At 54.8% G+C, this 25,304-nt stretch carries 23 protein-coding genes; 17 read left to right on the forward strand and 6 right to left on the reverse strand.

From position 1 onward, the window contains the following. Positions 1-87: 87 nt before the first annotated feature. The 5 genes from SOM82_RS04585 (at position 88) to adrA (ending at position 4,938) form a co-directional block, all read left to right on the forward strand. On the forward strand, positions 88-1,299 hold the full coding sequence (locus SOM82_RS04585) for a multidrug efflux MFS transporter (protein ID WP_320460216.1): 1,212 nt from the start codon (positions 88-90) through the stop codon (positions 1,297-1,299). 247 nt (positions 1,300-1,546) lie between these two features. Next, the gene (gene iraP / locus SOM82_RS04590; protein WP_154127587.1) at positions 1,547-1,807 is read left to right on the forward strand and encodes an anti-adapter protein IraP; all 261 of its coding nucleotides are present in this window, start codon (positions 1,547-1,549) and stop codon (positions 1,805-1,807) included. A gap of 98 nt (positions 1,808-1,905) precedes the next feature. Beyond that, complete coding sequence (gene phoA, locus SOM82_RS04595) at positions 1,906-3,321, forward strand: alkaline phosphatase (RefSeq protein ID WP_320460215.1); 1,416 nt, start codon at positions 1,906-1,908, stop codon at positions 3,319-3,321. A gap of 91 nt (positions 3,322-3,412) precedes the next feature. Next, positions 3,413-3,733, forward strand: a complete 321-nt coding sequence (gene psiF, locus SOM82_RS04600) for a phosphate starvation-inducible protein PsiF (protein WP_320460214.1) — start codon at positions 3,413-3,415, stop codon at positions 3,731-3,733. An 89-nt stretch (positions 3,734-3,822) separates the two neighbouring features. Continuing rightward, positions 3,823-4,938 carry a diguanylate cyclase AdrA gene (adrA, locus tag SOM82_RS04605; protein ID WP_320460213.1) on the forward strand — a complete coding sequence of 372 codons (1,116 nt, stop codon included), beginning with the start codon at positions 3,823-3,825 and terminating at the stop codon, positions 4,936-4,938. A 16-nt stretch (positions 4,939-4,954) separates the two neighbouring features. Here adrA and proC read toward each other — a convergent pair whose 3' ends face one another. Next, positions 4,955-5,764 carry a pyrroline-5-carboxylate reductase gene (gene proC, locus SOM82_RS04610; protein WP_320460270.1) on the reverse strand — a complete coding sequence of 270 codons (810 nt, stop codon included), beginning with the start codon at positions 5,762-5,764 and terminating at the stop codon, positions 4,955-4,957. A 156-nt stretch (positions 5,765-5,920) separates the two neighbouring features. On the opposite strand from proC, the gene SOM82_RS04615 reads away from it, so the two are divergent. The 5 genes from SOM82_RS04615 (at position 5,921) to ppnP (ending at position 8,683) form a co-directional block, all read left to right on the forward strand. Beyond that, positions 5,921-6,379 (forward strand): YaiI/YqxD family protein, encoded by a 459-nt coding sequence (locus SOM82_RS04615; RefSeq protein WP_154127590.1) that lies wholly within the window; start codon positions 5,921-5,923, stop codon positions 6,377-6,379. Between the two features lie 270 nt (positions 6,380-6,649). Beyond that, positions 6,650-7,174: a shikimate kinase AroL gene (gene aroL / locus SOM82_RS04620; protein ID WP_320460212.1), complete on the forward strand. Its 525-nt coding sequence runs from the start codon at positions 6,650-6,652 to the stop codon at positions 7,172-7,174. A gap of 45 nt (positions 7,175-7,219) precedes the next feature. After that, on the forward strand, positions 7,220-7,411 hold the full coding sequence (gene yaiA / locus SOM82_RS04625) for a protein YaiA (RefSeq protein ID WP_154127592.1): 192 nt from the start codon (positions 7,220-7,222) through the stop codon (positions 7,409-7,411). A 238-nt stretch (positions 7,412-7,649) separates the two neighbouring features. Continuing rightward, the gene (locus SOM82_RS04630) at positions 7,650-8,327 is read left to right on the forward strand and encodes an AroM family protein (RefSeq protein WP_320460211.1); all 678 of its coding nucleotides are present in this window, start codon (positions 7,650-7,652) and stop codon (positions 8,325-8,327) included. Positions 8,328-8,398: 71 nt separating this feature from the next. Continuing rightward, positions 8,399-8,683: a pyrimidine/purine nucleoside phosphorylase gene (ppnP, locus tag SOM82_RS04635; protein WP_154127594.1), complete on the forward strand. Its 285-nt coding sequence runs from the start codon at positions 8,399-8,401 to the stop codon at positions 8,681-8,683. A gap of 38 nt (positions 8,684-8,721) precedes the next feature. Here the strand turns inward: ppnP and rdgC are convergent, their stop codons facing one another. Further along, on the reverse strand, positions 8,722-9,636 hold the full coding sequence (gene rdgC, locus SOM82_RS04640) for a recombination-associated protein RdgC (RefSeq protein ID WP_320460210.1): 915 nt from the start codon (positions 9,634-9,636) through the stop codon (positions 8,722-8,724). A gap of 123 nt (positions 9,637-9,759) precedes the next feature. Here rdgC and mak point away from each other — a divergent pair, with 123 nt between their 5' ends. Next, positions 9,760-10,665, forward strand: coding sequence for a fructokinase (gene mak, locus SOM82_RS04645; RefSeq protein ID WP_320460209.1), 906 nt, complete (start codon positions 9,760-9,762; stop codon positions 10,663-10,665). 101 nt (positions 10,666-10,766) lie between these two features. On the opposite strand, the gene sbcC is transcribed toward mak, so the two are convergent. Together sbcC and sbcD are read right to left on the reverse strand one after the other, a co-directional pair. Continuing rightward, positions 10,767-13,904 (reverse strand): exonuclease subunit SbcC, encoded by a 3,138-nt coding sequence (gene sbcC, locus SOM82_RS04650; protein ID WP_320460208.1) that lies wholly within the window; start codon positions 13,902-13,904, stop codon positions 10,767-10,769. Then, positions 13,901-15,106: an exonuclease subunit SbcD gene (gene sbcD / locus SOM82_RS04655; protein WP_320460207.1), complete on the reverse strand. Its 1,206-nt coding sequence runs from the start codon at positions 15,104-15,106 to the stop codon at positions 13,901-13,903. Before sbcD ends, sbcC begins: the two co-directional genes overlap by 4 nt. A gap of 304 nt (positions 15,107-15,410) precedes the next feature. On the opposite strand from sbcD, the gene phoB reads away from it, so the two are divergent. The 5 genes from phoB to malZ all read left to right on the forward strand — a co-directional run bounded on the left by phoB (position 15,411) and on the right by malZ (position 22,556). Continuing rightward, complete coding sequence (gene phoB, locus SOM82_RS04660) at positions 15,411-16,100, forward strand: phosphate response regulator transcription factor PhoB (protein ID WP_095280962.1); 690 nt, start codon at positions 15,411-15,413, stop codon at positions 16,098-16,100. A 21-nt stretch (positions 16,101-16,121) separates the two neighbouring features. After that, complete coding sequence (gene phoR, locus SOM82_RS04665; RefSeq protein ID WP_320460206.1) at positions 16,122-17,417, forward strand: phosphate regulon sensor histidine kinase PhoR; 1,296 nt, start codon at positions 16,122-16,124, stop codon at positions 17,415-17,417. A 409-nt stretch (positions 17,418-17,826) separates the two neighbouring features. Further along, positions 17,827-19,146 (forward strand): branched-chain amino acid transporter carrier protein BrnQ, encoded by a 1,320-nt coding sequence (brnQ, locus tag SOM82_RS04670; RefSeq protein WP_154127599.1) that lies wholly within the window; start codon positions 17,827-17,829, stop codon positions 19,144-19,146. A 77-nt stretch (positions 19,147-19,223) separates the two neighbouring features. Continuing rightward, entirely contained in the window at positions 19,224-20,597 is a 1,374-nt protein-coding gene (gene proY, locus SOM82_RS04675; RefSeq protein WP_154127600.1) for a proline-specific permease ProY, read from the forward strand. Positions 20,598-20,741: 144 nt separating this feature from the next. Then, the gene (gene malZ / locus SOM82_RS04680; protein ID WP_320460205.1) at positions 20,742-22,556 is read left to right on the forward strand and encodes a maltodextrin glucosidase; all 1,815 of its coding nucleotides are present in this window, start codon (positions 20,742-20,744) and stop codon (positions 22,554-22,556) included. A gap of 109 nt (positions 22,557-22,665) precedes the next feature. Here malZ and SOM82_RS04685 read toward each other — a convergent pair whose 3' ends face one another. Together SOM82_RS04685 and acpH are read right to left on the reverse strand one after the other, a co-directional pair. After that, on the reverse strand, positions 22,666-23,268 hold the full coding sequence (locus tag SOM82_RS04685) for a peroxiredoxin (RefSeq protein WP_282492647.1): 603 nt from the start codon (positions 23,266-23,268) through the stop codon (positions 22,666-22,668). Positions 23,269-23,520: 252 nt separating this feature from the next. Next, a complete protein-coding gene (gene acpH, locus SOM82_RS04690) occupies positions 23,521-24,102 on the reverse strand; it encodes an ACP phosphodiesterase (protein ID WP_320460204.1) in 582 nt (193 codons plus the stop codon). Positions 24,103-24,193: 91 nt separating this feature from the next. On the opposite strand from acpH, the gene queA reads away from it, so the two are divergent. Beyond that, on the forward strand, positions 24,194-25,264 hold the full coding sequence (gene queA, locus SOM82_RS04695; protein WP_154127603.1) for a tRNA preQ1(34) S-adenosylmethionine ribosyltransferase-isomerase QueA: 1,071 nt from the start codon (positions 24,194-24,196) through the stop codon (positions 25,262-25,264). Positions 25,265-25,304: the final 40 nt, after the last annotated feature.

Here is a 25,304-nt window from a genome sequence, read left to right on the forward strand (position 1 = left end):
TCGGCGTCGCATCTCTGGTCCCTCGTAATCGCTCGTAACTTGCTAATCTGTCGGTGTATTCGCCTAAAAATGAAGATATTGCCTGTTATGGAATCCTGGAAAGTAAATCTTATCTCGGTATGGTTTGGCTGTTTTTTCACTGGCCTTGCTATCAGCCAGATTTTGCCGTTCCTGCCGCTGTATGTGTCCCAGCTTGGTGTGTCGTCGCACGAGGCGTTGTCGATGTGGTCAGGGTTGACGTTCAGTATCACCTTTCTGGTGTCGGCCATTGTTTCGCCAATGTGGGGCAGCCTTGCGGATCGCAAAGGGCGCAAACTGATGCTGCTGCGCGCCTCGCTGGGGATGGCGATTGCGATTTTACTTCAGGCTTACGCCACTAACGTCTGGCAGCTCTTTTTACTGCGCGGGCTGATGGGGCTGACATCCGGCTATATTCCAAACGCAATGGCGCTGGTGGCCTCGCAGGTTCCGCGCGAGCGGAGCGGCTGGGCTATTAGCACGCTGTCAACGGCGCAGATTAGCGGTGTGATTGGCGGCCCGCTGATGGGCGGTTTTTTAGCTGACCACGTCGGGCTGCGCGCGGTCTTTTTCATCACCGCGATGCTGCTGATGGTGAGCTTTCTGGTCACGTTTTTCCTGATTAAAGAGGGTGTGCGGCCTTCTGTCAGTAAGGCCGACCGCTTGAGCGGTAAAGCGGTGTTCGCCACGCTGCCTTATCCCGGACTGATGATCAGCCTTTTCGTTACCACCATGGTCATTCAGCTGTGTAACGGCTCGATTGGTCCGATCCTCGCTCTGTTTATTAAATCCATGGCTCCGGACAGCAACAATATCGCTTTTCTTAGCGGGATGATTGCCGCCGTGCCCGGCGTGTCGGCGCTTATCTCGGCGCCGCGTCTGGGTAAACTCGGCGATCGGATCGGCACGGCGCGGATCCTGATGGCGACGCTCATTATTGCGTTGGTGCTGTTTTTCGCCATGTCATTCGTCACTTCGCCCTTCCAGCTGGGGGTGCTGCGCTTTTTACTCGGTTTCGCCGATGGCGCCATGCTCCCTGCGGTGCAAACCCTGCTGGTGAAGTATTCAAGCGATCAGGTGACCGGGCGGATCTTTGGCTATAACCAGTCGTTTATGTATCTGGGAAATGTTGCGGGCCCGCTGATTGGGGCGTCCGTCTCGGCGATGGCGGGATTCCGCTGGGTATTTGCGGCAACGGCCGTGGTGGTTTTACTGAATATTATTCAGCTTGCCCTGGCATTACGCCGTCGTCGTCAGCTGGCGGAGATTAACCGGATCTGAGGTTTACGCACTCAGGATATATTATGTATTGATTGAAACGTCAATTACGGGATGGAAAAGTCAGGTGCAATCACTAATTATTATCCTGCGCGTAATTGGTTTTTAGAATAGCAAAACGTTTCGCTGAGGCGGAATCATCGTTATTTGCGACATAGCGTGTTTTTTCATAAAGATAATACTTTTCGCCTCTTTGCAATATTCAAACGGAGTGATAAGTTCAGCACACACCTGATAAGGAAATAGCACGATGAAAAATCTCATTGCAGAGTTGCTGGTTAAGCTTGCCCAAAAGGAAGAAGAGTCAAAAGAACTGGTTGCCCAGGTTGAAGCGCTGGAGATCGTCGTTACCGCCCTGTTGAGGCATATGGAACAGAGCGACCAACAGACGCTCATTCGCAGTATCGAAGTCGCACTGGAGGATGCCAGGCCCGACTCTCAAGTGCCGGTTCAGGATAGCGAAATGCTACAGCAATATGTAAAAAAGCTGCTGCGCCACCCCCGTAGTTAATCCGTTACACATTCAAAACATCTGTCATCGGGTTGTCATGTGAGATACTTATAGTCGCTCTGTTTTATTTTTTATGTATTTGTACATGGAGAAAATAAGTGAAACAGAGCGCAATTTTCATCGCATTAATGCCCCTTTTAATGACCCCTGTTATTCATGCTGAAACCACAACCACCCGCGTACTGGATAATCGTGCTGCACAGGGCGATATCACGCAACCGGGTGGCGCACGTCGCCTGTCGGAAGATCAAACCGCTGCGCTGCGAGCGTCATTGAATGACAAACCGGCGAAAAATATTATTTTGCTGATCGGTGATGGAATGGGGGATTCCGAAATTACCGCAGCGCGAAATTATGCCGAAGGTGCAGGCGGCTTTTTTAAAGGGATCGATGCGCTTCCGTTGACCGGACAATACACTCATTACGCGCTGGATAAAAAAACCGGCAAACCGGATTACGTGACCGACTCCGCGGCCTCCGCCACGGCGTGGACCACCGGTGTCAAAACCTATAACGGTGCGTTAGGGGTCGATATTCACGAAAAAGATCACCAGACCATTCTGGAGATGGCGAAAGCGGCTGGGCTGGCAACGGGCAATGTCTCAACCGCTGAACTGCAGGATGCAACGCCTGCGGCGCTGGTTTCCCATGTCACCTCACGTAAATGCTATGGCCCGTCCGTGACCAGCGAAAAATGCGCGTCCAATGCGCTGGAAAAAGGCGGTAAAGGCTCTATCACTGAGCAACTGCTTAACGCGCGCGCTGATGTGACGCTGGGCGGCGGGGCGAAAACCTTCGCAGAGTCCGCTACGGCGGGCGAGTGGCAGGGCAAAACCCTGCGCGAACAGGCGCAGGCGCGCGGCTATCAAATGGTGAATGATGCGACCTCGCTGGCGGCCATTACCGAAGCGAATCAGGATAAACCGCTGCTGGGCCTGTTCTCTGAAGGCAACATGCCGGTGCGCTGGGAGGGGCCAAAAGCCTCTTATCACGGCAATATTGATAAGCCTGCGGTCACCTGTACGCCAAACCCGAAACGTGACGACAGCATCCCGACGCTGGCGCAGATGACCGACAAAGCCATCTCCTTGTTAAGCAAGGGTGAGAAAGGCTTCTTCCTGCAGGTGGAAGGGGCGTCTATTGATAAGCAGGACCACGCTGCTAATCCGTGTGGTCAAATTGGCGAAACGGTCGATCTGGATGAAGCGGTGCAGAAGGCACTGGACTTCGCCAGACAGGATGGCAACACCCTGGTGATTGTCACCGCTGACCACGCTCACGCCAGCCAGATTGTTGCCCCGGATACCAAAGCCCCGGGCCTGACTCAGGCACTGAACACCAAAGACGGTGCGGTGATGGTGATGAGCTATGGCAACTCGGAAGAAGAGTCGATGGAACATACCGGCACGCAGCTGCGTATCGCCGCGTATGGTCCGCATGCAGCGAATGTGGTGGGACTGACCGATCAAACCGATCTGTTCTACACCATGAAGGCCGCGCTTGGCCTGAAATAAAAACGTCACCCGGCGGAAATCCCTTCCGTCGGGTGGTTTTTTCCCCGTCACGAACCAGACTTAGTGTGAACCTTCACAACAGGATGGTGCTATGAAACTGACTCTGGTTGTAACCCTGCTCTCTTCCCTGATCCTGATGTCTGCGGCATCGGCGGCCGAGAAAACCCTCACTCCTCAGCAACAACGAATGACCACCTGTAATCAACAGGCTACGGCCCAGACGCTGAAAGGCGATGCCCGGAAAACGTACATGAGCGACTGCCTGAAAAATGGTGCCTCTAAGCCCGGTGAAAAGAGCCTGACGCCGCAGCAGCAAAAGATGCGCGAATGCAACGTCACGGCCACGGAACAATCGCTGAAAGGCGACGATCGTAATAAGTTTATGAGCGCGTGCCTGAAGAAATCCTCGTAGTCCTAACGGGTGAGCGGTGGCACTGACTCACCCGAAATTTCATACTTTCATCGCAACCACCCTCTCTATAATTTGGGAAATGTTTCAGAATGTTCCCAAAAATTATGAATGACGAAAATTTTTACAATAAAGACGTCACACGAGAAGAGTGGGAGCACAGCCTTTCTCAGGATGACTATCACCGCTCCGGCATCCGCTTTGCCCGGCGAGTGCGACTGCCGCGCCTGTTCGGCCTGGCCGCCATGTTTTTCCCTATTGCTGGCGCACTGGTCGCGCAAACGCCGTCCGGCGGCTGGTGGTTATTATTGGTGGGCTGGGCATTTGTCTGGCCACATCTGGCCTGGCAGCTGGCGAATCGTTCCGCCGATCCGCGCAGCTGTGAGATTCTCAGTCTGAAAGCCGATGCCATCGTGGCCGGTATCTGGATTGGCCTGATGGGCGTGGATGTGCTGCCTACCGCGGCGCTGGTGATGATGATAGCGATGAACCTGACAGGGGCAGGGGGCATAAAGTTATTGAGTGCTGGCGCGGTCATCACCGCCATTGCTGCGCTGGTGACGCTACAGCTGACCGGCATCGCGCCCGCCTTTACGTTCACGCCTCTGGAATTATGGCTGACGCTGCCGGTGATCGTGCTTTATCCGGTGGTGTTTGCGTGGGTGAGCTATCAAACGGCGATTCGACTGGCGGAACACAAGCGCCGCCTGGAGTTAATGAGCACCCGGGACGGGATGACGGGGGTGTTCAACCGCCGACACTGGGAAATCTTGTTACGCAATGAATACGAAAAGTGTCGGCGCGGCCATTGCGAGGCCGCTATTCTGATTATTGATATCGATCATTTTAAGACCATTAACGACACCTGGGGACATGACGTCGGCGATGAGGCCATTATTGCCGTCACCCGTCAGCTGCAGCTGACGCTGCGCGCCGGGGATTTGATAGGCCGTTTTGGCGGCGATGAGTTTGCGGTCATTATGAGCGGTACGCCAGCCGAGAATGCGATATCGGCAATGTCCCGGGTGCATGAGCGACTGGCCGCCTTAACGCTACCGTGCGCCCCGCAGGTGCGACTGAGAATAAGCGTTGGCGTTGCGCCCTTAACGCCAGAGTTTGGCCACTATCGTGAATGGCTTAAAGCCGCGGATGTGGCTCTTTACAAGGCTAAAAATGCCGGACGCAATCGCACCGAAGTGGCCGCCTGACGCCCGGCTGTTTTTATCAGGATTTACTGAGCTTTTCTGATTTTTCCATGCACTTGCTCATGGCTTCAATGACCGCAGAACGGAACCCACGCTCTTCAAGAACGCGCACGGCTTCAATGGTGGTTCCCCCAGGTGAACAGACCATATCTTTCAGCTCACCCGGATGTTTACCGGTTTCCAGTACCATTTTCGCGGAGCCCATCACCGCCTGCGCGGCAAATTTGTAGGCTTGCGCGCGCGGCATTCCGCCGAGCACAGCCGCATCGGCCATCGCCTCAATAAACATAAAGACATACGCCGGAGCAGAACCGCTGACCCCGACCACCGGGTGGATCATTGGCTCGGCGATCGTTTCGGCTTCGCCAAAGCAGCGGAAAATATTCAGTACGTCGGCTACGTCCCCGGAAGTCACCAGCGCATTTGGCGTGACGGACGTCATCCCCGCATTCACCAGCGACGGCGTATTCGGCATGGCGCGGACAATTTTACGGTCGTGCCCCAGGGCGCGTGCCAGTTGATCGAGAGTGATACCGGCGGCGATAGAGACCACCAGCGTCTCTTTGTTCAGGCTGGAGGTGATGTCGCTGAGCACTTTAATCATGATGTTAGGCTTCACGGCACCAAAGACAATGTCCGCTACCTGAGCCACTTCCTGGGCGCTTTCGGCAGCGTTAATTCCGTACTCATCGCGCAGAGCGGCGACTTTATCCGGCGACGGGGTATAGACCCAAATCTGCCCTGGCAACACCTGGCCGCTGGCGATCAGCCCGCCAAGAATGGCTTTTCCCATATTGCCGCAGCCGATAAAACCGATTTTTTTGTCCATCATGTCTCTCCGTTATTATGCGTCGTGAGTGCTGATTGTAAGCCTGAATAGTCTAGGCTGGGGGAAACTCACCAGCAGCCTGAAGTATGACGGCTATATAGATTAACAACGAAAAGCAGGCGACAATAGCCACCAATGTCTTACCGGGGAGAAACTATGGCGATTTGGGTGGATGCGGATGCGTGTCCGAATGTTATCAAAGAGATATTATTTCGCGCAGCCGAACGCGTGCAGATGCCGTTAACGCTGGTGGCGAACCAAAATCTGCGGATCCCGCCGTCAAAGTTCATTCGATCGCTGCGCGTGCCGGCGGGTTTTGACGTGGCGGATAATGAAATTGTTCGCCTGTGCAGCCCGGAGGATTTGGTGATTACCGCTGATATTCCGCTGGCGGCAGAAGTGCTGGAGAAAGGCGCGGCGGCGCTGAATCCGCGCGGTGAACGTTACTCGCCCTCAACCATCCGGCAAAAACTCACTATGCGTGATTTTATGGATACCCTGCGGGCAAGCGGCGTGCAAACGGGAGGGCCGGATTCGTTATCCCAGCGCGATCGACAGCAATTTGCCGCCGAGCTGGATAAGTGGCTGCTGGAAGTGAAGCGCCGTACAGCGTAATGATAAGCATTGCTGTATTGTGATATAGTGTGGCAACCGCAGGGTTGTCATCATTAGCGGCTTTGCAGTAAAGTTAACTTACCTACTTTTGCAATGATTTCTTTACAGAAGGCGATGAGTATATTCAGGCTCAACGCGCTCTGTCATGCAAACATATTCTTGTTGTAATCCAATTTTTACAATTAACTTATGTACTAGTTTAGTGGTATTATTGCTCGTTTTTCGACATCACACACCGCAACCTCGCGGCATCAAGGGGAACATCAGGCTATGACCCAACCCATCTTTTTAGTTGGCCCCCGTGGCTGCGGCAAAACGACCGTCGGCCTCGAACTGGCGCGCGTGTGTCAAAGTCAGTTTGTAGATACCGATCACTGGTTGCAAACGCATGCCCGCCAAACCATCGCGGATATGGTCGAAAAAGAGGGATGGGAAAGTTTCCGTGCGCGTGAAACCGAAACCCTGGAAGCGGTTACCGCTCCGTCGACCGTCATTGCGACCGGTGGCGGCATTATCCTGGCAGAATATAATCGTCGCTTTATGCGCGAGAAAGGCATCGTGATTTATCTTTGCGCGCCGGTCTCCACCCTGGTCGCGCGCCTTGAGGCCTACCCGGAAGAGGGGCAACGGCCTGCGCTCACCGCTAAGCCGCTCGACGAAGAGGTGAGTGAGATTCTTGCCGAACGCGATGCGTTGTACCGCGAAGCCGCGCACCACGTTGTTGATGCATCGCTGTCACCTGAACAGGTGGTCCAGCATATCGTGACTTCCCTGCGACTGGCTTGCGCCAGCTAACAGGTGTCTATACTCATAGTTTAGCCAACAAAAAAAGGATGAACTATGCCAACCCAACCGCCGTATCCACGCGAAGCACGCATTGTCACCGTTGAGAAAGGTAACGGCACGCAGACTGTAACCTGGTATCAATTGCGTGCAGATCACCCCAAGCCCGATTCGCTTATCAGCGAGCATGAGACTGAACAGGAAGCGCTGGATGCAAAGCGCCGTTACGAGGATCCTGATAAGTCCTGATACTTATCCTAAATCCGTTTTAACCGTGCCTGAATCACACTTTTGGCTCAACAGGAATGTTAACTCAGGGTTAATATTTAGTTATTACAGTTAGATTCGTAAACGGCGTTCGATCTTTACATTTCGGTGTGAAGATCTGCTGCTACGCTTTTGAGCTGTTTAACCTAAACAAGAGCCGCGCAGCGTAGTGTGCTTGTGCCTGTATGATCGAAGTGGTTGTAGAAGAAAGGCGACGAAGATGAAGGCGACATTGGCGATCCTCACCATCGGGGTAGTCCCTGTGAGCGAAGTATTACCGCTCTTAACGGAGCATGTCTCTGAACAACAGATCACCCATCTTAGCCTGCTGGGCAAGATGAGTCGGGAAGAGGTCATGGAAGACTACGCGATTGAGCCCGGAGAGGAGTCGCTGCCGACATTATTAAGCGACGGTAAACTGGCGCACGTGTCGCATCAGAAAATTGAGCGCGCCCTGCAAGGGGTCATCGAAGTGCTCGATAATCAAGAATATGACGTCATCCTGTTGATGAGCACGGCGCCGATTTCCGGATTAGTCGCCCGCAAATCCATCTTGCTTGAACCGATGCGCATCATTCCACCACTGGTTGCGTCGATTGTGGATGGTCACCAGGTGGGAGTGATCGTGCCGATCGAAGAGCTGCTGGACGGGCAGGCCGCGAAATGGAAAGTGCTGGAAAAACGGCCTCTGTTCGCGCTGGCAAATCCGATCTGGGATAGCGAGGAGAAGCTCATCGCGGCCGGGCGGGAGTTGCTCGATCAGGGGGCCGACGTCTTAATGCTGGATTGTCTCGGTTTTCATCAGCGCCACCGCGATCTCTTGCAGAAAGCACTCGATGTTCCGGTACTGTTATCGAACGTCCTTGTGACGCGTCTGGCGTCTGAATTACTGGCGTAATGATTTTGCGTGACAGGCACGGAGGATGGCCCCTATAGTGGATTTTTATCCAAAGACATAAGGGCCAGTTCATGCTTTCGAGTAACGAATACTTTTCCGGTAAAGTGAAATCCATTGGTTTTACCAGTAGCAGCACTGGCCGCGCCAGTGTCGGCGTGATGGCTGAAGGGGAATATACCTTTGGTACCGCAGAGCCTGAAGAGATGACGGTCATCAGCGGGGCGCTGAACGTGTTACTGCCAGGTGAGACGGAGTGGAAAGCCTATACCGCCGGGCAAGTTTTCAACGTACCTGGCCACAGCGAGTTCCATCTGCAGGTTGCTGAGCCGACCTCTTATCTGTGCCGTTATCTGTAAGCAGTACGCCCCCTCTCTTTCGGAGAGGGGGCATTCCGTTAACGCTGAGCTTCGCCGCCTAGCCCTTCGACCAGATTCTGAATCAACGCCGCCAGTTCACCCGTCATCAGAATGAAATCGGCATCAAAACGCTGGGCGAAATCTTCGCGGTCGATATCTTCGTTTTGATCGCGTAACTCATCGCAGAACTTCAGGCGTTTAATCGAGCCATCGTCACACATCACAAACTGAATGCGCTGCTGCCAGTCGAGCGCCAGTTTGGTCACCAGTTTTCCGGCTTCGATATGTACAGCGATCTCGTCGCACACCAGATCCTGTTTCTTCGCGCGGATCACACCGCCATCTTCGAGGATCGCTTTTAATTCTGCTTCATCCAGCAGCTGGAAACCCTGCGCGGCGCTGCCGCTGCGAACCCATTCGGTCATCGTCAGTTCAATCGGGTTCTCCATCGCCAGCGGAACCACCGGCAGTGAACCCAGGCTTTTACGCAGCAGGGCCAGCGTATCTTCTGCTTTCTTGGCGCTGGCGCAGTCAACCATGATCAAACCGTTTACCGTGTCGATCCACATCATCGTCTGGCTGAAACGGCTAAAGGCGCGCGGCAGCAGGGAGTGCAGCACTTCATCCTTCAGCGAGTCTTTTTCGGTTTTTTTCAGCTTGCGGCCCTGTTCTGCCTCCAGCTTGAAGATCTTCGCTTCCAGCGCTTGCTTCACCACCGGTGATGGCAGGATTTTCTGTTCCTGACGCGCGCAAAGAATAATTTGACCATTGGTTGTCGAGTGGGTCAGCGCATCGCTTTGAGAACCCATCGGAGAAACCCAACCGGTTTTGGCCATATCCTGGCTACCGCAAGGGGTAAAGGTGTAAGCGGCTAACTGTTTTTCCATCTCTTCCGCACGCAGCGAAACGTCGCGGCTGAGACGGTAAACCATCAAATTTTTGAACCACAGCATGATAATTTCCACGGCCTTGTCGTTAAATCAGCGGGCATAATAACGAATTGTCGCCATGCTTGCATTGCTAATCGGGTAGCCGACTTCTACTCTGTTGATAATCAAAATAATGAGGAGAATCCTGTGCGTATTGGTATTGATTTGGGCGGCACTAAAACGGAAGTCATTGCGCTAAGTGAACAGGGCGAGCAGTTGTTTCGCCATCGCCTGCCGACACCACGTGACGACTACTCACAAACCATTGAAACCATCGCGCGGCTGGTCGAAATGGCGGAAAAAGCCACAGGGCAGACCGGTTCGGTTGGGATGGGGATCCCCGGCTCGATTTCGCCGTATACCGGGGTGGTAAAAAATGCCAACTCCACATGGCTCAACGGTCAGCCGTTTGATAAAGATCTGAGCGCGCGACTCAACCGCGAAGTCCGTCTGGCAAATGACGCCAACTGTCTTGCGGTCTCCGAAGCGATTGACGGCGCGGCGGCCGGTGCGCAGACCGTGTTCGCTGTCATTATCGGCACCGGATGCGGGGCGGGCGTGGCTTTTAACGGTCGGGCACATATTGGCGGCAACGGGACGGCGGGCGAGTGGGGGCACAACCCGCTGCCGTGGATGGATGAAGATGAACTGCACTATCGCGCTGAAGTGCCGTGTTATTGCGGCAAACAGGGGTGTATCGAGACGTTTATCTCCGGGACCGGATTTGCCACCGACTATCGTCGTTTGAGTGGGCAGCCGCTCAAGGGCAATGAGATTATGCGTCTGGTGGAAGCGCAGGATGCAGTAGCCGAGCTGGCGCTGAGCCGTTACGAAATGCGGCTGGCGAAATCACTGGCGCATGTGGTGAATATTCTCGACCCGGACGTGATCGTGCTGGGGGGAGGAATGAGCAATGTGGACCGGATCTACACCACCGTGCCACAGCTGATGAAACAGTGGGTCTTTGGCGGCGAATGTGAAACGCCGATCCGCAAGGCCGTTCACGGTGATTCCAGCGGCGTGCGCGGAGCGGCGTGGCTGTGGCCGGAATAAAAGCAAAGTGGCAACGCATGTTGCCGTATTTAGGATTTATTCCCTCTCCCTGTGGGAGAGGGCCAGAGTGAGGGCACCAGACCGCGCAAATCTTAATACACTCACTCCACGGCAAACTCCCTGTCCAGCTTGCTATACCCCAGCCCGTTTATTTTTTTCACTTTGATCTGGACCGGAATGCGCTCTTTCATGGCTTCCACGTGGCTGATCACCCCGATGGTTTTCCCGGTGGCATTCAGCGCATCCAGGGCGTCCAGCGCCGTATCCAGCGTTTCGCTGTCCAGCGTGCCAAACCCTTCGTCGAGGAACAGAGAATCAATCCGCGTTTTATGGCTCACAAGATCGGAAAGCGCCAGCGCCAGCGCGAGACTCACCAGGAAGCTTTCGCCGCCGGACAGAGTGCGCGTATCACGCACTGCGTCCGCTTGCCACGTATCAACCACCTCCAGCTCCAGCGCGTCGCTGGCCTTGCGCTGCAGCAGATAGCGGCCATGCAGGCGATTGAGCTGCTGGTTTGCGAGCCACACCAGATTGTCCAGCGTCAGGCCCTGGGCAAATTTACGGAATCGGTCGCCCGTGCTGGAGCCGATCAGTGAATTCAGATAACCCCAGTCATCTGCCAGTCGCGTTGCCGCCTCAATTTGCTGCATTAAACCCTGCTGATGCAAACGGTTGTCGTTGTCCTGCTTGAGCTGCTGGCGGATCTCACCCTGACGGGTAGTGTTTTCACGCAGTCGCTCTGCCAGGCGCTGTAACTGCTCCTGCAACGTTTGCAGCGGCTGATCGTCGGGTAATCCCTCCGGTCGACGTTCTCCCTGTTCGCGCAGATGCTGCTCCGCCTGAACGGCGAGGGCAGACGATTGCTGGAGCTGTTGTTCCAGCGTGCGTTTAAGCTGTTCCAGCTTGCGCGCGGTTTCATCATCCAGCAGCGCTGCGAGAAAGTCCGCTTCACTGGCAAAGCTGCTCGCCTTCAGAGCGGTGGCGAACTGGGTTTGTAGCTGCGTGAGTCTTTCACTGTCGCTTTTTTCCTGTTGTTGCAGGGTGGCGAGCTGGCTTTGCAGCGAAATACACGCGTTGTGAATATCGCGCCAGTCGGCGGGAACAGGCTCGTCAGCGGTATCGTCAGTCGACGGCGGAAGGGTATCCAGCAGCGGCGTCAGGGCGTTGACTTGCTCCTGAACAGCCGCAAGCTGTTTCTGTCTGGACTGCCAGTCATTTGACTCGGACTCACGCTGTGTAAGCCAGGTGGACTCTTCTCCCTCCGCGGGGGGCGTCAGTGTCATTTCAGCCAACGTATGCACTAATAGCTGATGTTGTGACGCCATTTGCTGCTGAATCTGTTGCGCCTGCTGCTCCACATCGGCGAGCTGACTCTGTAACGTCAGGCGCTGGCTCAGCTGATAAAGCTGGCGCTCATATTGCTCCTGCTCGTTCAGCCAGGACGTAATATCTTCCTGAATGTTCAGGCTGATGGTTAACGAGGCGCATACCTCCTGCCACTCTGCCGTGAGCGCTTGCTCTTCCTGAACGAGCGTCTGCGCCTCTGCGGCTTCACGCTGGCGTTGCTCAACCAGCGCCTGAAGTTGTCCGCGCAGCAGCAAACCCTCTTCTTCGAGCTGTTTCACCTCTTTGTGTAACGCGTCGCGGCGGCGCTGGTTGGCGGATAACTCCAGCGCCTGATACTGTTCAACGGCAGGATGCTCGGTCGAACCGCACAGCGGACAAGGCTTTCCTGCCTCCAGGTCTGCGCGATAAGCCTCCAGTTTCTTTATCTGTTCTTCCTGTACGCACAGAGTGTTGAGATCGAGATAGTGCTGATTTTTCTCTTTGTACTGTTGGCGACGGGCAGCGAGCGTTTGTTCGAGGCTGGCCTGCGTAACCTGGCTTTTTTGCTGCGCATCGTGAGTGTGTGCAAGGCGTTTTTGCAGCGGCTGATAGCGGGCATGCAGCGTTGCCAGGCGCTGGAGCATCGGGCGCAACTGTACCTGACGTTCCATCTCCGCCGACGCTTCTTCAGCGGATAAGGTCAGCGTGCTCACCGGCAGCGCGGCCTGTTTTTGCTGGAGTTCAGTCAGACGTTTAACCAGCGTCGCGGACTGTATTTTATCGCGCTGCTGCTGGGAAAACAGTGCGCGCCAGCCAGCGATATGCTGACTCCAGAGCCCAAACCGGCTGTGTTCTTCCAGCCAGACCGCCAGCTGTTTATGCTGCGTTTGTAACTGCCCGAGGTGGCGTACCGCGCCGTTGCGGATCCGCGTTCGCTGCGCCTTGCGGTCCTGTAAGCGAGTGTTTACTTCAGCTATCTGGTGTTGAGTGCGGGTGAGCGTTGCCGCGTGTTCCTGTTGTCGGTCCCACAGCGGCCTCAGCGCGAGTGCAGGTTGCGCCCGCTGCCATTTTTCCAGCTCTGATTGTGCATCCACCTGCGCCTGCAAGGCTTGCTGATGAGCGGCCTGCGCGCGCTGTTGCTCGCGGGTCAGCTCCTCGTGGCGTACCAGCCACTGGTGCTGGGCCTGCCGATGTTGCTGCTCCGCCAGATCTCTTTTTTCTTCGTCAGTAAGTGCCTGCAAACTTTGCTGCAACTGCTGTTGCTGCTCTTCACCCAGCAAGACGACGCCTGCGGCCTGCGCCTCGCGCATCTCAAGCTCACTGCGCGCGGCTTTATGTTTCTCAAACACCATGGCGGAAATTTGGCCGTAGATCTCTGTACCGGTCAGCTCTTCCAGCAGCTCGGCGCGTTCTTTGGGTTTGGCGTTTAAAAACGCCGCAAATTGTCCCTGAGAAAGTAGCATGGAACGGGTAAAGCGGCCGTAATCCAGCCCGGTCAGCGCGGCGGTCTGCTCAAGTTTGTCGGTCACCTTGTCGGCGAGAATCTTGCCATCTTCGCAGCGAGCTAGTTCCACACGGGGCGCCTGTAGATTTCCGTCTGGCTGATTCCGCGCGCGATTCTGGCTCCAGAATGCGCGATAAGCGATGCCTTTTACTTCGAATTCCACTTCCGCCAGACACTCGGCGGTGTCGCGCGTCATTAAGTCATTTTGGGCCTGCGAGACTTTCTCCAGCCGCGGCGTCTCGTGATAAAGCGCCAGGCAAATCGCATCGAGCAGAGTGGTTTTCCCCGCGCCAGTAGCCCCTGTAATGGCAAAGAGTCCATTGCTGGCGAACGGTTCAGCGGTAAAGTCGATTTTCCATTCACCCTTCAGGGAGTTGAGGTTTTTGAGACGCAAGCTGAGAATTTTCATGCGTTTTCTTCCTCGTGAGTGAGCGCGTGCAACGTATCGGTAAACAGTTCGTTGAGTCGGGTACGTTGAGCGTCGTCGATCTCCTCTTGCGCCAGCCGGCGTTCAAACACCTCTTCGACTTTCAGCTCGCTCAGGGTTTCTCGTTGTGCGCTGAGAAGAATTTTCTCGCGCTGTTCCCGGCTGCGGCGTACCAGCAATACTTCCACCGGCAGATCTTCCGTCAGCGCCTGAATCTTGCGCTGCATATCGTGGAGATAGCCATCGGTCGTGATTTCGATATCCAGCCAGACAGGAGGCGTTTGTTGCACATCACGCCACTGTTCAAGCTGCTGTGAGAGGCTCGCCAGATCCCCTTTTAATACCGCCAGAGGCTGGGTGACGGGCACGTTCAGCGTCTCTACTGCGCTGAGTTTGCCGTCGGTAAAACTCACCAGATGGACGCTTTTTGCCTTTCCGGTCTCATCAAAGCTTAAGGAGATCGGTGAGCCGCAGTAGCGAATGTGTTCGCAGCCGCCAATGATTTGCGCGCGGTGAATATGGCCGAGGGCGATGTAGTCGGCAGGCGGGAAATTTTGCGCCGGAAAAGCATCCAGCGTACCAATATAGATATCGCGCACGGCGTCACTTTTGCTGGCGCCTACGGTGGTCAGATGGCCGGTAGCGATGACTGGCAGAGCGGCGTCACCGCGCAGGGCGCAGGCATCCGTGTACTGTTGGTGATAATAGTCGGTGATGGCCTGCAGCAGGACCTGCTGCTTTTCGCCGCCTGACAGGCCAGCCTGGCTCTGGACGATATCGCGCGGGCGCAGGAACGGGATGGGGCATAGCACCGCCCCCGGCGTGCCATCGCGTTTTTTGAGGATTTGCGGTGCATGTCCGGCATTTGCCACTACAGTGGTATTCAGAAAGGCAAGAATGTCGCGGGACTCATTGAGCGTGGCAACCGAGTCATGGTTGCCCGCGACGATCACCAGATGGCAGCCGGTTTGCTGTAAATTGACCACGAAGCGGTTATAGAGTTCTCGCGCATAACTCGGCGGCGATCCGGTATCGAAAATATCTCCGGCAACGATAATCGTATCCACCTGCTGAGACTGCGCCGTTTCCAGCAGCCAGTTCAGAAACGCTTCGTGTTCGGCAGCGCGACTTTTACTGTAAAAGTTTTGACCCAGATGCCAGTCCGAGGTGTGGAGTATGCGCATAACAGTTCCATGGCAAAAAAAGATGGAGTGGATTATACACTTCATCCATCACGCTGCCTCTGCGTTGGCTGCTTCTGTTCATTCGAGTCTCAGGCTCAGACCGGCAATCACTACCCCGGGACTTGCCGCTTTGAGACAAGTTGAATGATTTTGGACGTATGGACGTGGAGAGGCAGAAATTAACTGCTGTAATAAAACAACAGTTTGCCATTGATGGTGGTAATGTTTTTCATAAATCTGTCATAAATCTGACGCATAATGACGCCGCATTACCCACTCATACCTTAATCAGACAGGGCAAAGTATGGCGAGACGTATTCTGGTCGTAGAAGATGAAGCTCCGATTCGCGAAATGGTGTGCTTCGTGCTGGAACAAAATGGTTTCCAGCCGGTTGAAGCCGAAGATTATGACAGCGCGGTGAATCAACTGAACGAACCCTGGCCCGATTTGATTTTGCTGGACTGGATGTTGCCAGGCGGATCCGGACTGCAATTTATCAAGCACATTAAGCGTGAGGCGATGACCCGCGATATCCCGGTTGTCATGTTGACCGCCCGTGGTGAAGAAGAGGATCGCGTTCGCGGTCTGGAAACGGGGGCAGATGATTACATCACCAAGCCTTTCTCACCGAAAGAACTGGTGGCGCGTATTAAAGCCGTCATGCGCCGTATTTCACCGATGGCGGTGGAAGAGGTGATCGAAATGCAGGGCCTGAGCCTTGACCCGACGTCACATCGCGTGATGACGGGCGAAAATCCTCTCGATATGGGACCGACCGAATTTAAACTGTTGCACTTCTTTATGACTCACCCGGAACGCGTGTACAGCCGCGAGCAGCTGCTGAATAACGTCTGGGGAACCAACGTCTATGTCGAAGACCGGACGGTAGATGTGCATATTCGCCGCTTGCGCAAAGCGCTGGAACACAGCGGCCACGATCGCATGGTGCAAACGGTTCGCGGCACGGGTTATCGTTTTTCGACCCGTTTCTGAACAATGACAGGAGTGTGACGCGTGCTGGAACGTCTGTCATGGAAAAGGCTCGTTTTTGAACTGATTTTAAGCTGTATCCCGGCCTTCATTTTGGGGGCTGTTTTTGGTTATCTGCCGTGGTTTTTACTGGCGGCAGTGACCGGGCTACTGATCTGGCATTTCTGGAATTTACTGCGTCTTTCCTGGTGGCTGTGGGTTGATCGCAGTATGACACCGCCGCCCGGAAGCGGCAGCTGGGAGCCGTTGCTGTACGGCTTGCATCAGATGCAGATGCGTAATAAAAAGCGCCGTCGTGAGCTTGGAAGCCTGATTAAACGCTTTCGTAGCGGGGCGGAATCACTGCCGGATGCGGTGATTCTGACCACCGAAGAAGGGACCATTTTCTGGTGTAATGGACTGGCACAACAGCTGCTTGGGCTTCGCTGGCCGGACGACAACGGGCAAAATATCCTTAACCTTCTGCGTTACCCTGAATTCACGCATTATTTGAAAAAGCGTGACTTTACTCGCCCCCATAATCTGATACTGAACAATAGCCGTCATCTTGAGATCCGCGTCATGCCTTACAGCGATAAGCAGTGGCTGATGGTGGCGCGGGACGTTACCCAAATGCACCAGCTTGAAGGGGCAAGACGGAACTTCTTTGCCAATGTCAGCCATGAGTTGCGTACCCCGCTGACCGTGCTTCAGGGGTATCTGGAGATGATGCAGGAGCAGACGCTGGAAGGCGCGCCGCGTGATAAAGCGTTGCATACCATGCGCGAGCAGACCCATCGCATGGAAGGGCTGGTGAAGCAGTTGCTTACCCTGTCGAAAATTGAGGCCGCGCCGACGCTGGCCCTGAATGAAACCATTGACGTGCCGATGATGCTACGGGTCGTTGAGCGTGAAGCTCAGACGTTGAGCCATAAAAAGCATGAATTCACGTTCGAGGTGGACAATGGCCTGAAAGTGCTTGGCAGCGAAGATGAACTGCGCAGCGCGATCTCAAACCTGGTCTACAACGCCGTTAACCATACGCCGGAAGGGACGCACATCGTGGTGCGCTGGCAGGCCGTTCCGACGGGAGCGGAATTTAGCGTCGAGGATAACGGGCCGGGCATTGGCCCTGAACACATTCCTCGTCTGACAGAACGATTTTATCGCGTAGATAAAGCCCGTTCACGCCAGACGGGCGGTAGCGGTCTGGGGCTGGCGATTGTGAAGCATGCCGTTCATCATCACGAAAGTCGTCTCGATATTCAAAGTACGCCGGGTCAGGGCACGCGTTTCAGTTTTGTTATCCCGCAACGATTAATTGCCAAAAAAAGTCTCTGATAGCGACGGTGTCAGTTTAACTTTCCACAGGCCAGCCTTTGCTGGCCTGTTTGCTTTGCAGTCAAGCGAAACGCGGGTGAATTTTATACGGTTGTTGCTTTTTTGTTCGCATGATTAGCCATGAGTTTTTCTTATACTTAGAGGATTGTTCTGGTCTGAATTTTCATGCTGGCATATTGTTCTGGTTTTAAGATCCCTCCTTGCCTTTAAACGTTATAAGCGTTTAAATTGCGCCCCATATACTGTCATACCGACTGTATTTGCGTGGTAAATCGAAAAACTATTCTTCGCCACGCCAGGACGGGAGCATATCCCGCTGAAATTGAGTCAATTTTCCGCTGTATCGTCCCATTTGGGATGGCGAAAATCTCAACGTTTTCAACACCACATCCACAGGCAGTAAGGTTCTATGACCCATCACTTAAAATCGCGTGACATCATCGCGCTGGGCTTTATGACTTTTGCGCTGTTCGTCGGCGCAGGTAACATCATTTTTCCTCCAATGGTTGGCTTGCAGGCAGGTGAACATGTCTGGACTGCTGCGATTGGCTTCCTGATTACGGCTGTGGGGCTACCGGTGCTGACCGTGGTGGCACTGGCAAAAGTCGGCGGCGGTGTCGACAGCCTGAGCACCCCCATTGGCAAAGTGGCAGGTGTGCTGCTGGCTACCGTCTGTTATCTGGCGGTCGGGCCTCTGTTTGCGACCCCGCGTACGGCTACCGTTTCCTTTGAAGTCGGGATTGCGCCACTGACCGGCGACGGCGCGCTGCCGCTGCTGATCTACAGCATCGTTTACTTCGCGCTGGTGATTCTGGTTTCTCTCTATCCGGGCAAACTGCTGGATACGGTGGGTAATTTCCTGGCGCCGATGAAAATTGTTGCGCTGATCGCCCTTGCCATTGCGGCCATCATCTGGCCTGCCGGTCCGATTAGCAATGCGATGGATGCCTATAAAAATGCGGCGTTCTCCAACGGCTTCGTGAACGGCTATCTGACCATGGATACCTTAGGCGCGATGGTGTTTGGTATCGTGATTGTGAATGCTGCGCGCTCGCGTGGCGTGACGGAAGCTCGTCTGCTGACCCGTTATACCATCTGGGCTGGCCTGATGGCGGGCGTGGGTCTGACGTTGCTTTACCTGGCGCTGTTCCGTCTGGGTTCCGATAGCGCAACGCTGGTTGACCAGAATGCCAACGGTGCTGCCATTCTGCATGCTTACGTCCAGCACACCTTTGGCGGCGCGGGCAGCTTCCTGCTGGCGGTGCTGATTTTCCTGGCGTGCCTGGTGACGGCGGTTGGCCTGACCTGTGCCTGCGCAGAGTTCTTCGCTCAGTACGTTCCGCTCTCCTATCGCACGCTGGTGTTTATCCTCGGCGGCTTCTCTATGGCGGTATCGAACCTGGGGCTGAGCCACCTGATTCAGTTCTCTATTCCGGTTCTGACAGCCATTTATCCGCCGTGTATTGTGCTGGTGGTGCTGAGCTTCACCCGTCCGTGGTGGAATAATTCCTCACGAATTATCGCTCCGACCATGTTTATCAGCCTGCTTTTTGGTATCCTTGACGGGATTAAAGCATCGGCATTTGGTGAAATGCTGCCAGCCTGGACGCAGCGTCTGCCGCTGTCAGAACAGGGTCTGGCCTGGTTGATGCCAACCGTTGTTGCAATGGTTCTGGCGATTATCTGGGACCGGGCAGCAGGGCGTCAGGTCGCATCAAACGCGCATTAATCAAATACAAATTGTTTAACCACGGGGCTTAAGGCCCCGTGGTTTTTTGTTTTTTTGAGTTAAATGGCAAGACTTAAATGGAAAGCACTAACAAACTAAAACGTGGACTCAGCACCCGCCATATTCGTTTTATGGCCCTGGGTTCGGCAATCGGGACCGGTCTTTTTTATGGCTCGGCAGATGCCATTAAAATGGCGGGGCCAAGCGTCCTGCTGGCCTACATTATTGGCGGCGTTGCGGCCTACATCATCATGCGCGCGCTGGGCGAAATGTCGGTACACAATCCGTCAGCCAGCTCTTTCTCGCGCTATGCGCAGGAAAACTTAGGTCCGCTGGCGGGGTACATTACCGGCTGGACGTACTGCTTCGAAATCCTGATCGTAGCCATCGCCGACGTAACCGCGTTTGGCATCTATATGGGCGTCTGGTTCCCTCTCGTACCGCACTGGATTTGGGTGCTGAGCGTGGTGCTGATCATTTGTGCCGTCAACCTGATGAGCGTGAGAGTCTTTGGTGAGCTGGAGTTCTGGTTCTCCTTCTTCAAAGTGGCGACGATCATCATCATGATTGTGGCGGGCTTTGGCATCATTATCTGGGGAATTGGCAACGGCGGTCAGCCGACCGGCATCCATAATCTGTGGAGCAACGGCGGGTTCTTCAGCAACGGCTGGCTCGGCATGGTGATGTCGCTGCAAATGGTGATGTTTGCCTACGGCGGTATTGAGATTATCGGTATCACCGCAGGTGAAGCGAAAGACCCTGAGAAGTCCATTCCGCGCGCGATTAACTCTGTACCGCTGCGCATTCTGGTCTTCTATGTCGGCACGCTGTTTGTGATTATGTCGATCTATCCATGGAATCAGGTCGGGACGAACGGTAGCCCATTCGTGCTCACCTTTCAGCATTTGGGCATTGCCTTTGCTGCCAGCATTCTGAACTTTGTGGTTCTGACAGCCTCTTTATCCGCCATTAACAGCGACGTATTTGGCGTGGGGCGTATGCTGCACGGTATGGCAGAGCAGGGCAGCGCGCCGAAAGTGTTCGCCAAAACGTCTCGTCGCGGCACGCCGTGGGTGACCGTTCTGGTGATGACCATTGCGCTGCTGTTCTCGGTGTATCTGAACTACATCATGCCGGAAAATGTCTTCCTGGTGATCGCCTCGCTGGCGACCTTTGCCACCGTGTGGGTGTGGATCATGATTCTGCTGTCGCAGATTGCGTTCCGCCGCCGTCTGCCGCCAGAAGAGGTCAAAGCGCTGAAGTTTAAGGTGCCAGGAGGTATAGCAACCACCGTAGTCGGGTTGATTTTCCTGGTCTTTATCATCGGTCTGATTGGCTATCATCCGGATACCCGAATCTCACTGTACGTGGGACTCGGCTGGGTGGCCGTGCTGCTGATTGGCTGGGTGTTTAAACGCCGCCGCGAGCGCCAGTTAGCCGAAGCGCAGTAATGTGAATGCTTGCCCGGCACGCATCATGCTGCCGGGCAAAACGACTCCTCCCTCGTCCTCCTCCCCCAATAAACCTTTTCATGATGAGTGATCCTCCACTACGCTGTGGCAAGGTGGCCTCAATTTCATCAAAGGGGATACGTGATGTTGAACGCCTGGCACCTTCCGGTTGCCCCATTTGTTAAGCAAAACAAAGACAATCTCTTGATTACGCTGTGGCTGAGTGGAGAAAATCAGCCCCAGCGCGTCACACTACGCGCAGAGATCGATAACGAAGAAACGACGCTGCCCATGCATAAACAGCGCAGTCAGCCGCAGCCTGGCGTCACCGCCTGGCGGGCGACAATCGACCTGTCGCAGGGGCAACCGCGTCGCCGCTACAGCTTTAAGCTGCTGTGGAATAACCGCCAGCTGTGGTTTACCCCGCAGGGATTCAGCCGTTTTCCACCTGCGCGCCTTGAGCAGTTTGCCGTCGATTACCCGGACAATGGCCCGCAGTGGGTGAATGAGCAGATCTTTTATCAAATTTTCCCCGATCGCTTTGCCCGCAGCCAGCGACGAACCGCACAGCAGGATTCAGTCTATTATCACCACGCGGCGGGGCATGACATTATCCGTAAAGCGTGGGATGAGCCGCTGACCGCCCAGGCCGGTGGTTCAACGTTTTACGGGGGCGATCTCGATGGTATCAGCGAAAAACTGCCGTATCTGAAAAAGCTGGGCGTCACGGCGCTGTATCTCAATCCCGTGTTTAAAGCGCCGAGCGTGCATAAATATGACACGGAAGATTATCGCCACGTCGATGAGCAATTTGGCGGAGACGACGCCTTGCTGCGGCTGCGGGAGAATACGCGTCGGGAAGGGATGCGTCTGATTCTGGACGGCGTGTTTAACCATAGCGGTGATTCACATGCCTGGTTTGATCGCCATAATCGCGCGACCGGCGGAGCGTGTCATAACCCGGAGTCCGCGCAGCGCGACTGGTACAGTTTTAACGAGGAAGGGCGCGCGCTGGACTGGCTCGGCTACGCCAGTCTGCCGAAGCTGGATTTCCAGTCGCCGACGCTTGTGGAAGAGATCTACGGCGCAGAGGACAGTATCGTTCGCCACTGGCTAAAAGCGCCGTGGAATATGGATGGCTGGCGTCTGGATGTGGTGCATATGCTGGGTGAAGCGGGCGGCGCGCGCAACAATCTTCAGCATGTTGCCGGGATCACGCAGGCAGCCAAAGCGGCTCAGCCAGATGCCTTTGTGTTTGGCGAGCATTTTGGCGATGCGCGCCAGTGGCTGCAGGCCGACGCCGAAGATGCGGCGATGAACTATCGCGGATTTACGTTCCCGATTTGGGGATTCCTCGCCAATACCGATATCTCTTACGATCCGCAACAGATCGACGCAGAAACCTGTATGGCGTGGATGGACAACTATCGCGCCAGCCTTTCGCATCAGCAGCAGTTGCGAATGTTTAACCAGCTCGACAGCCACGATACCGCGCGTTTTAAATCGCTGTTAGGCAAAGACGTGGCGCGTCTGCCGCTGGCGGTAACCTGGCTCTTTACCTGGCCGGGTGTGCCCTGTATTTACTATGGCGATGAAGTGGGGCTGGACGGGAATAACGATCCGTTTTGTCGCAAGACGTTCCCGTGGGAAGCTGACCGTCAGGACAAAAATTTGCAGGCGTTGTATCAACGTCTGGCGAGGCTGCGTAAGCAAAATCAGGCGCTGCGCTACGGCGGCTGCCAGGTGGTGTATGCGCACAATAATGTGGTGGTGTTTGCCCGTGTCTATAACCAACAGCGCGTGCTGGTGGCGATTAACCGCGGCGAAGCGTGTGAAGTGGTGCTGGATGATTCACCGCTGCTCAATCGCCAACGCTGGCAGTTGAAGGAGGGGAAAGGCGAACTGCAAGAAGGCGTGCTTTCGCTGCCTGCGATTTCAGCTTCGGTCTGGTTCGGTTAAGCTGCGTTCGTCACGGTTATCACCCGTCCTGGTCGTTTAACACTGGCGATCAGTTTGCGTAAAAACAAAAAAGGCCCGCGTAAGCGAGCCTTTTGACTATCCATGCCGATTACAGGCTGGAGACGTTCTCGGTCAGGTATTTAGCCACGCCGTCCGGAGACGCGTTCATACCTTCTTTACCTTTTTCCCACTGAGCCGGGCACACTTCGCCGTGCTCTTCGTGGAACTGCAGTGCGTCAACCATACGCAGCATTTCGTCGATGTTACGACCCAGCGGCAGATCGTTAACCACCTGGTGACGCACGATGCCGTTAGCGTCGATCAGGAAGGAACCGCGCAGCGCAACGCCAGCGTCCGGATGTTCGATACCGTAAGCCTGCTGGATTTCGCGTTTGATGTCCGCAACCATTGCGTATTTCACTGCACCGATGCCGCCTTTGTCGACAGGGGTGTTACGCCATGCGTTGTGTACAAACTCAGAGTCGAAGGAAACACCGACCACTTCAACGCCACGTTTCTGGAACTCTTCGTAACGTTTGTCGAATGCGATCAGTTCTGAAGGGCAAACGAAGGTGAAGTCCATTGGCCAGAAGAACAGGACGGTAGCTTTACCGTTGGTGTGCTGTTTGAAATTGAAGTTTTCAACGATTTCACCGTTGCCCAGTACTGCTGCAGCTGTAAAATCCGGAGCCGGACGAGTGACCAGAACCATGTGATTCTCCTGTAGTTACTAAGGTTATTTTGGAACGCAACGCGGGCCAGTATAGAGAGTGTTCATGGATAAGACAAAGAGGTGGTGACAATCGTTCCGCCAGCTTTTACCTATCAATGTCATTTTTATACACAAAATCATTCAAGTTGCATCACGGCGGCAAGTCTGGGAATCCCCGGGAGCTTACTTAAGTAAGTGACGGGGGTAAGCAGACGTAGCCAACGCAGAGGCAGCTTGAAGGATGAAGCGTATTCAAAGCTGTTTGTTTTTCGCCTGGGCCATCATACGTGGATAAAACTGCCAGAAGCGCGTCTCCAGCGCCTCGTAGTGGGTGTCCAGATCCTGCCAGGAGTCGCGCAATGCATCAAGACGCGGGCGGCGGCTGGCCATGCCGTTCAGCACGCGCTGAATAAATTCCATGTCGCGATACCGTTCCAGCCAGCGTTCAGACCACAGATAGTCATTCAGATTGACAAAGCGCGGCGGCGAGTCCGGTAAAATCAACGCAACCTGCGAGTGCGCGTAACGGACAAATTCGGCCAGCGGCATTTCGGGGGAAAGCTGCGCCCAGTGGCGAGACAGAAAATGATCCCACATCACATCCAGCGTAATGGGCGCGACGCGGCGCGTCTCGGGGCGAAACCACTCTTTGGCTTCTTTTACTTCAGGCAAATTATCGGTCAGCACATCAATGCGGCGATGCATGAAAATACCGTCAACCACGTCGGGAGAATACGCCTCTGTCGGGTTGCCGCGTACGAAATCTGCCAGCAAATTGCCGGAGAGGGAGCTTTCAGCGAGATGGGCGAGGTGCAGGTGGGCGAGAAAATTCATGCGTTTTGGTATCCGGGGACGGCTAGTTGTTGCAGCAAAGAGGTGTGAGCACTAGACTAAGCCGCCTGTTTTTAAGTCACGAGTATAAGTCATGCGCGTCGCCGATTTCTCCTTTGAATTACCTGAATCCCTGATTGCCCACTATCCGCAACCGGAGCGCAGTGGTTGCCGCTTACTGTCGCTGGACGGGCCTACGGGCGCGCTGACGCATGGTACTTTCACCGATTTGCTCGACAAGCTCAACCCCGGCGATCTGCTGGTCTTTAATAATACCCGCGTGATCCCGGCGCGTCTTTTTGGCCGTAAAGCCAGCGGCGGCAAGATTGAAGTGCTGGTCGAACGTATGCTTGATGATAAGCGCATTCTGGCACATATTCGCGCGTCCAAGGCCCCGAAACCGGGCGCCGAGCTGCTGCTGGGCGATGATGAAAGCATCAATGCCACCATGACCGCCCGCCACGGCGCGCTGTTCGAAGTGGAGTTTAATGACGAACGCCCGGTGCTGGATATTTTGAATGCTATCGGTCATATGCCGCTGCCGCCCTATATTGACCGCCCGGACGAAGACGCCGATCGCGAACTTTATCAGACGGTGTACAGCCAGAAGCCTGGTGCAGTCGCCGCCCCGACGGCGGGTCTGCATTTTGACGAACCGCTGCTGGAAAAACTGCGCGCCAAAGGCATCGAAATGGCGTTTGTTACGCTGCACGTCGGCGCGGGGACATTCCAGCCGGTGCGCGTGGACAGCATTGAAGATCACATCATGCACTCCGAATACGCCGAAGTGCCGCAGGATGTGGTGGATGCGGTACTGGCAGCGAAAGCCCGTAACAGCCGCGTGATTGCGGTTGGCACAACCTCCGTTCGCTCGCTGGAAAGCGCGGCGCAGGCGGCCAAAACCGACCTGATTGAGCCGTTCTTTGGCGATACGCAAATCTTCATCTATCCCGGCTATCAATACAAAATCATTGATGCGCTGGTGACCAACTTCCATCTGCCTGAGTCGACATTGATTATGCTGGTTTCGGCATTTGCGGGTTATCAGAATACCATGACGGCTTACAAGGCTGCGGTGGAACAAAATTATCGCTTTTTTAGCTACGGTGACGCGATGTTTATCACGTACAATCCGCAGGCCATTCAGGAACGCGTTGGGGAATAAGCTCTGCAGCGCAAGATTTATACGTTGGACTGTTTTTCTG

Origin of the sequence: Lelliottia sp. CFBP8978, assembly GCF_034046055.2 — a bacterium.
Lineage (GTDB): Bacteria > Pseudomonadota > Gammaproteobacteria > Enterobacterales > Enterobacteriaceae > Enterobacter.

Coding starts and splice junctions, on each gene's coding strand:
- proC (WP_320460270.1), bottom strand. CDS start 5,764: ATGGACAAAAAAATCGGTTTTATCGGCTGCGGCAATATGGGAAAAGCC.
- malZ (WP_320460205.1), top strand. CDS start 20,742: ATGTTGAACGCCTGGCACCTTCCGGTTGCCCCATTTGTTAAGCAAAAC.
- rdgC (WP_320460210.1), bottom strand. CDS start 9,636: ATGCTGTGGTTCAAAAATTTGATGGTTTACCGTCTCAGCCGCGACGTT.
- phoB (WP_095280962.1), top strand. CDS start 15,411: ATGGCGAGACGTATTCTGGTCGTAGAAGATGAAGCTCCGATTCGCGAA.
- sbcC (WP_320460208.1), bottom strand. CDS start 13,904: ATGAAAATTCTCAGCTTGCGTCTCAAAAACCTCAACTCCCTGAAGGGT.
- brnQ (WP_154127599.1), top strand. CDS start 17,827: ATGACCCATCACTTAAAATCGCGTGACATCATCGCGCTGGGCTTTATG.
- proY (WP_154127600.1), top strand. CDS start 19,224: ATGGAAAGCACTAACAAACTAAAACGTGGACTCAGCACCCGCCATATT.
- queA (WP_154127603.1), top strand. CDS start 24,194: ATGCGCGTCGCCGATTTCTCCTTTGAATTACCTGAATCCCTGATTGCC.
- adrA (WP_320460213.1), top strand. CDS start 3,823: ATGTTCCCAAAAATTATGAATGACGAAAATTTTTACAATAAAGACGTC.
- acpH (WP_320460204.1), bottom strand. CDS start 24,102: ATGAATTTTCTCGCCCACCTGCACCTCGCCCATCTCGCTGAAAGCTCC.
- aroL (WP_320460212.1), top strand. CDS start 6,650: ATGACCCAACCCATCTTTTTAGTTGGCCCCCGTGGCTGCGGCAAAACG.
- ppnP (WP_154127594.1), top strand. CDS start 8,399: ATGCTTTCGAGTAACGAATACTTTTCCGGTAAAGTGAAATCCATTGGT.
- SOM82_RS04685 (WP_282492647.1), bottom strand. CDS start 23,268: ATGGTTCTGGTCACTCGTCCGGCTCCGGATTTTACAGCTGCAGCAGTA.
- SOM82_RS04630 (WP_320460211.1), top strand. CDS start 7,650: ATGAAGGCGACATTGGCGATCCTCACCATCGGGGTAGTCCCTGTGAGC.
- SOM82_RS04585 (WP_320460216.1), top strand. CDS start 88: ATGGAATCCTGGAAAGTAAATCTTATCTCGGTATGGTTTGGCTGTTTT.
- iraP (WP_154127587.1), top strand. CDS start 1,547: ATGAAAAATCTCATTGCAGAGTTGCTGGTTAAGCTTGCCCAAAAGGAA.
- sbcD (WP_320460207.1), bottom strand. CDS start 15,106: ATGCGCATACTCCACACCTCGGACTGGCATCTGGGTCAAAACTTTTAC.
- SOM82_RS04615 (WP_154127590.1), top strand. CDS start 5,921: ATGGCGATTTGGGTGGATGCGGATGCGTGTCCGAATGTTATCAAAGAG.
- yaiA (WP_154127592.1), top strand. CDS start 7,220: ATGCCAACCCAACCGCCGTATCCACGCGAAGCACGCATTGTCACCGTT.
- psiF (WP_320460214.1), top strand. CDS start 3,413: ATGAAACTGACTCTGGTTGTAACCCTGCTCTCTTCCCTGATCCTGATG.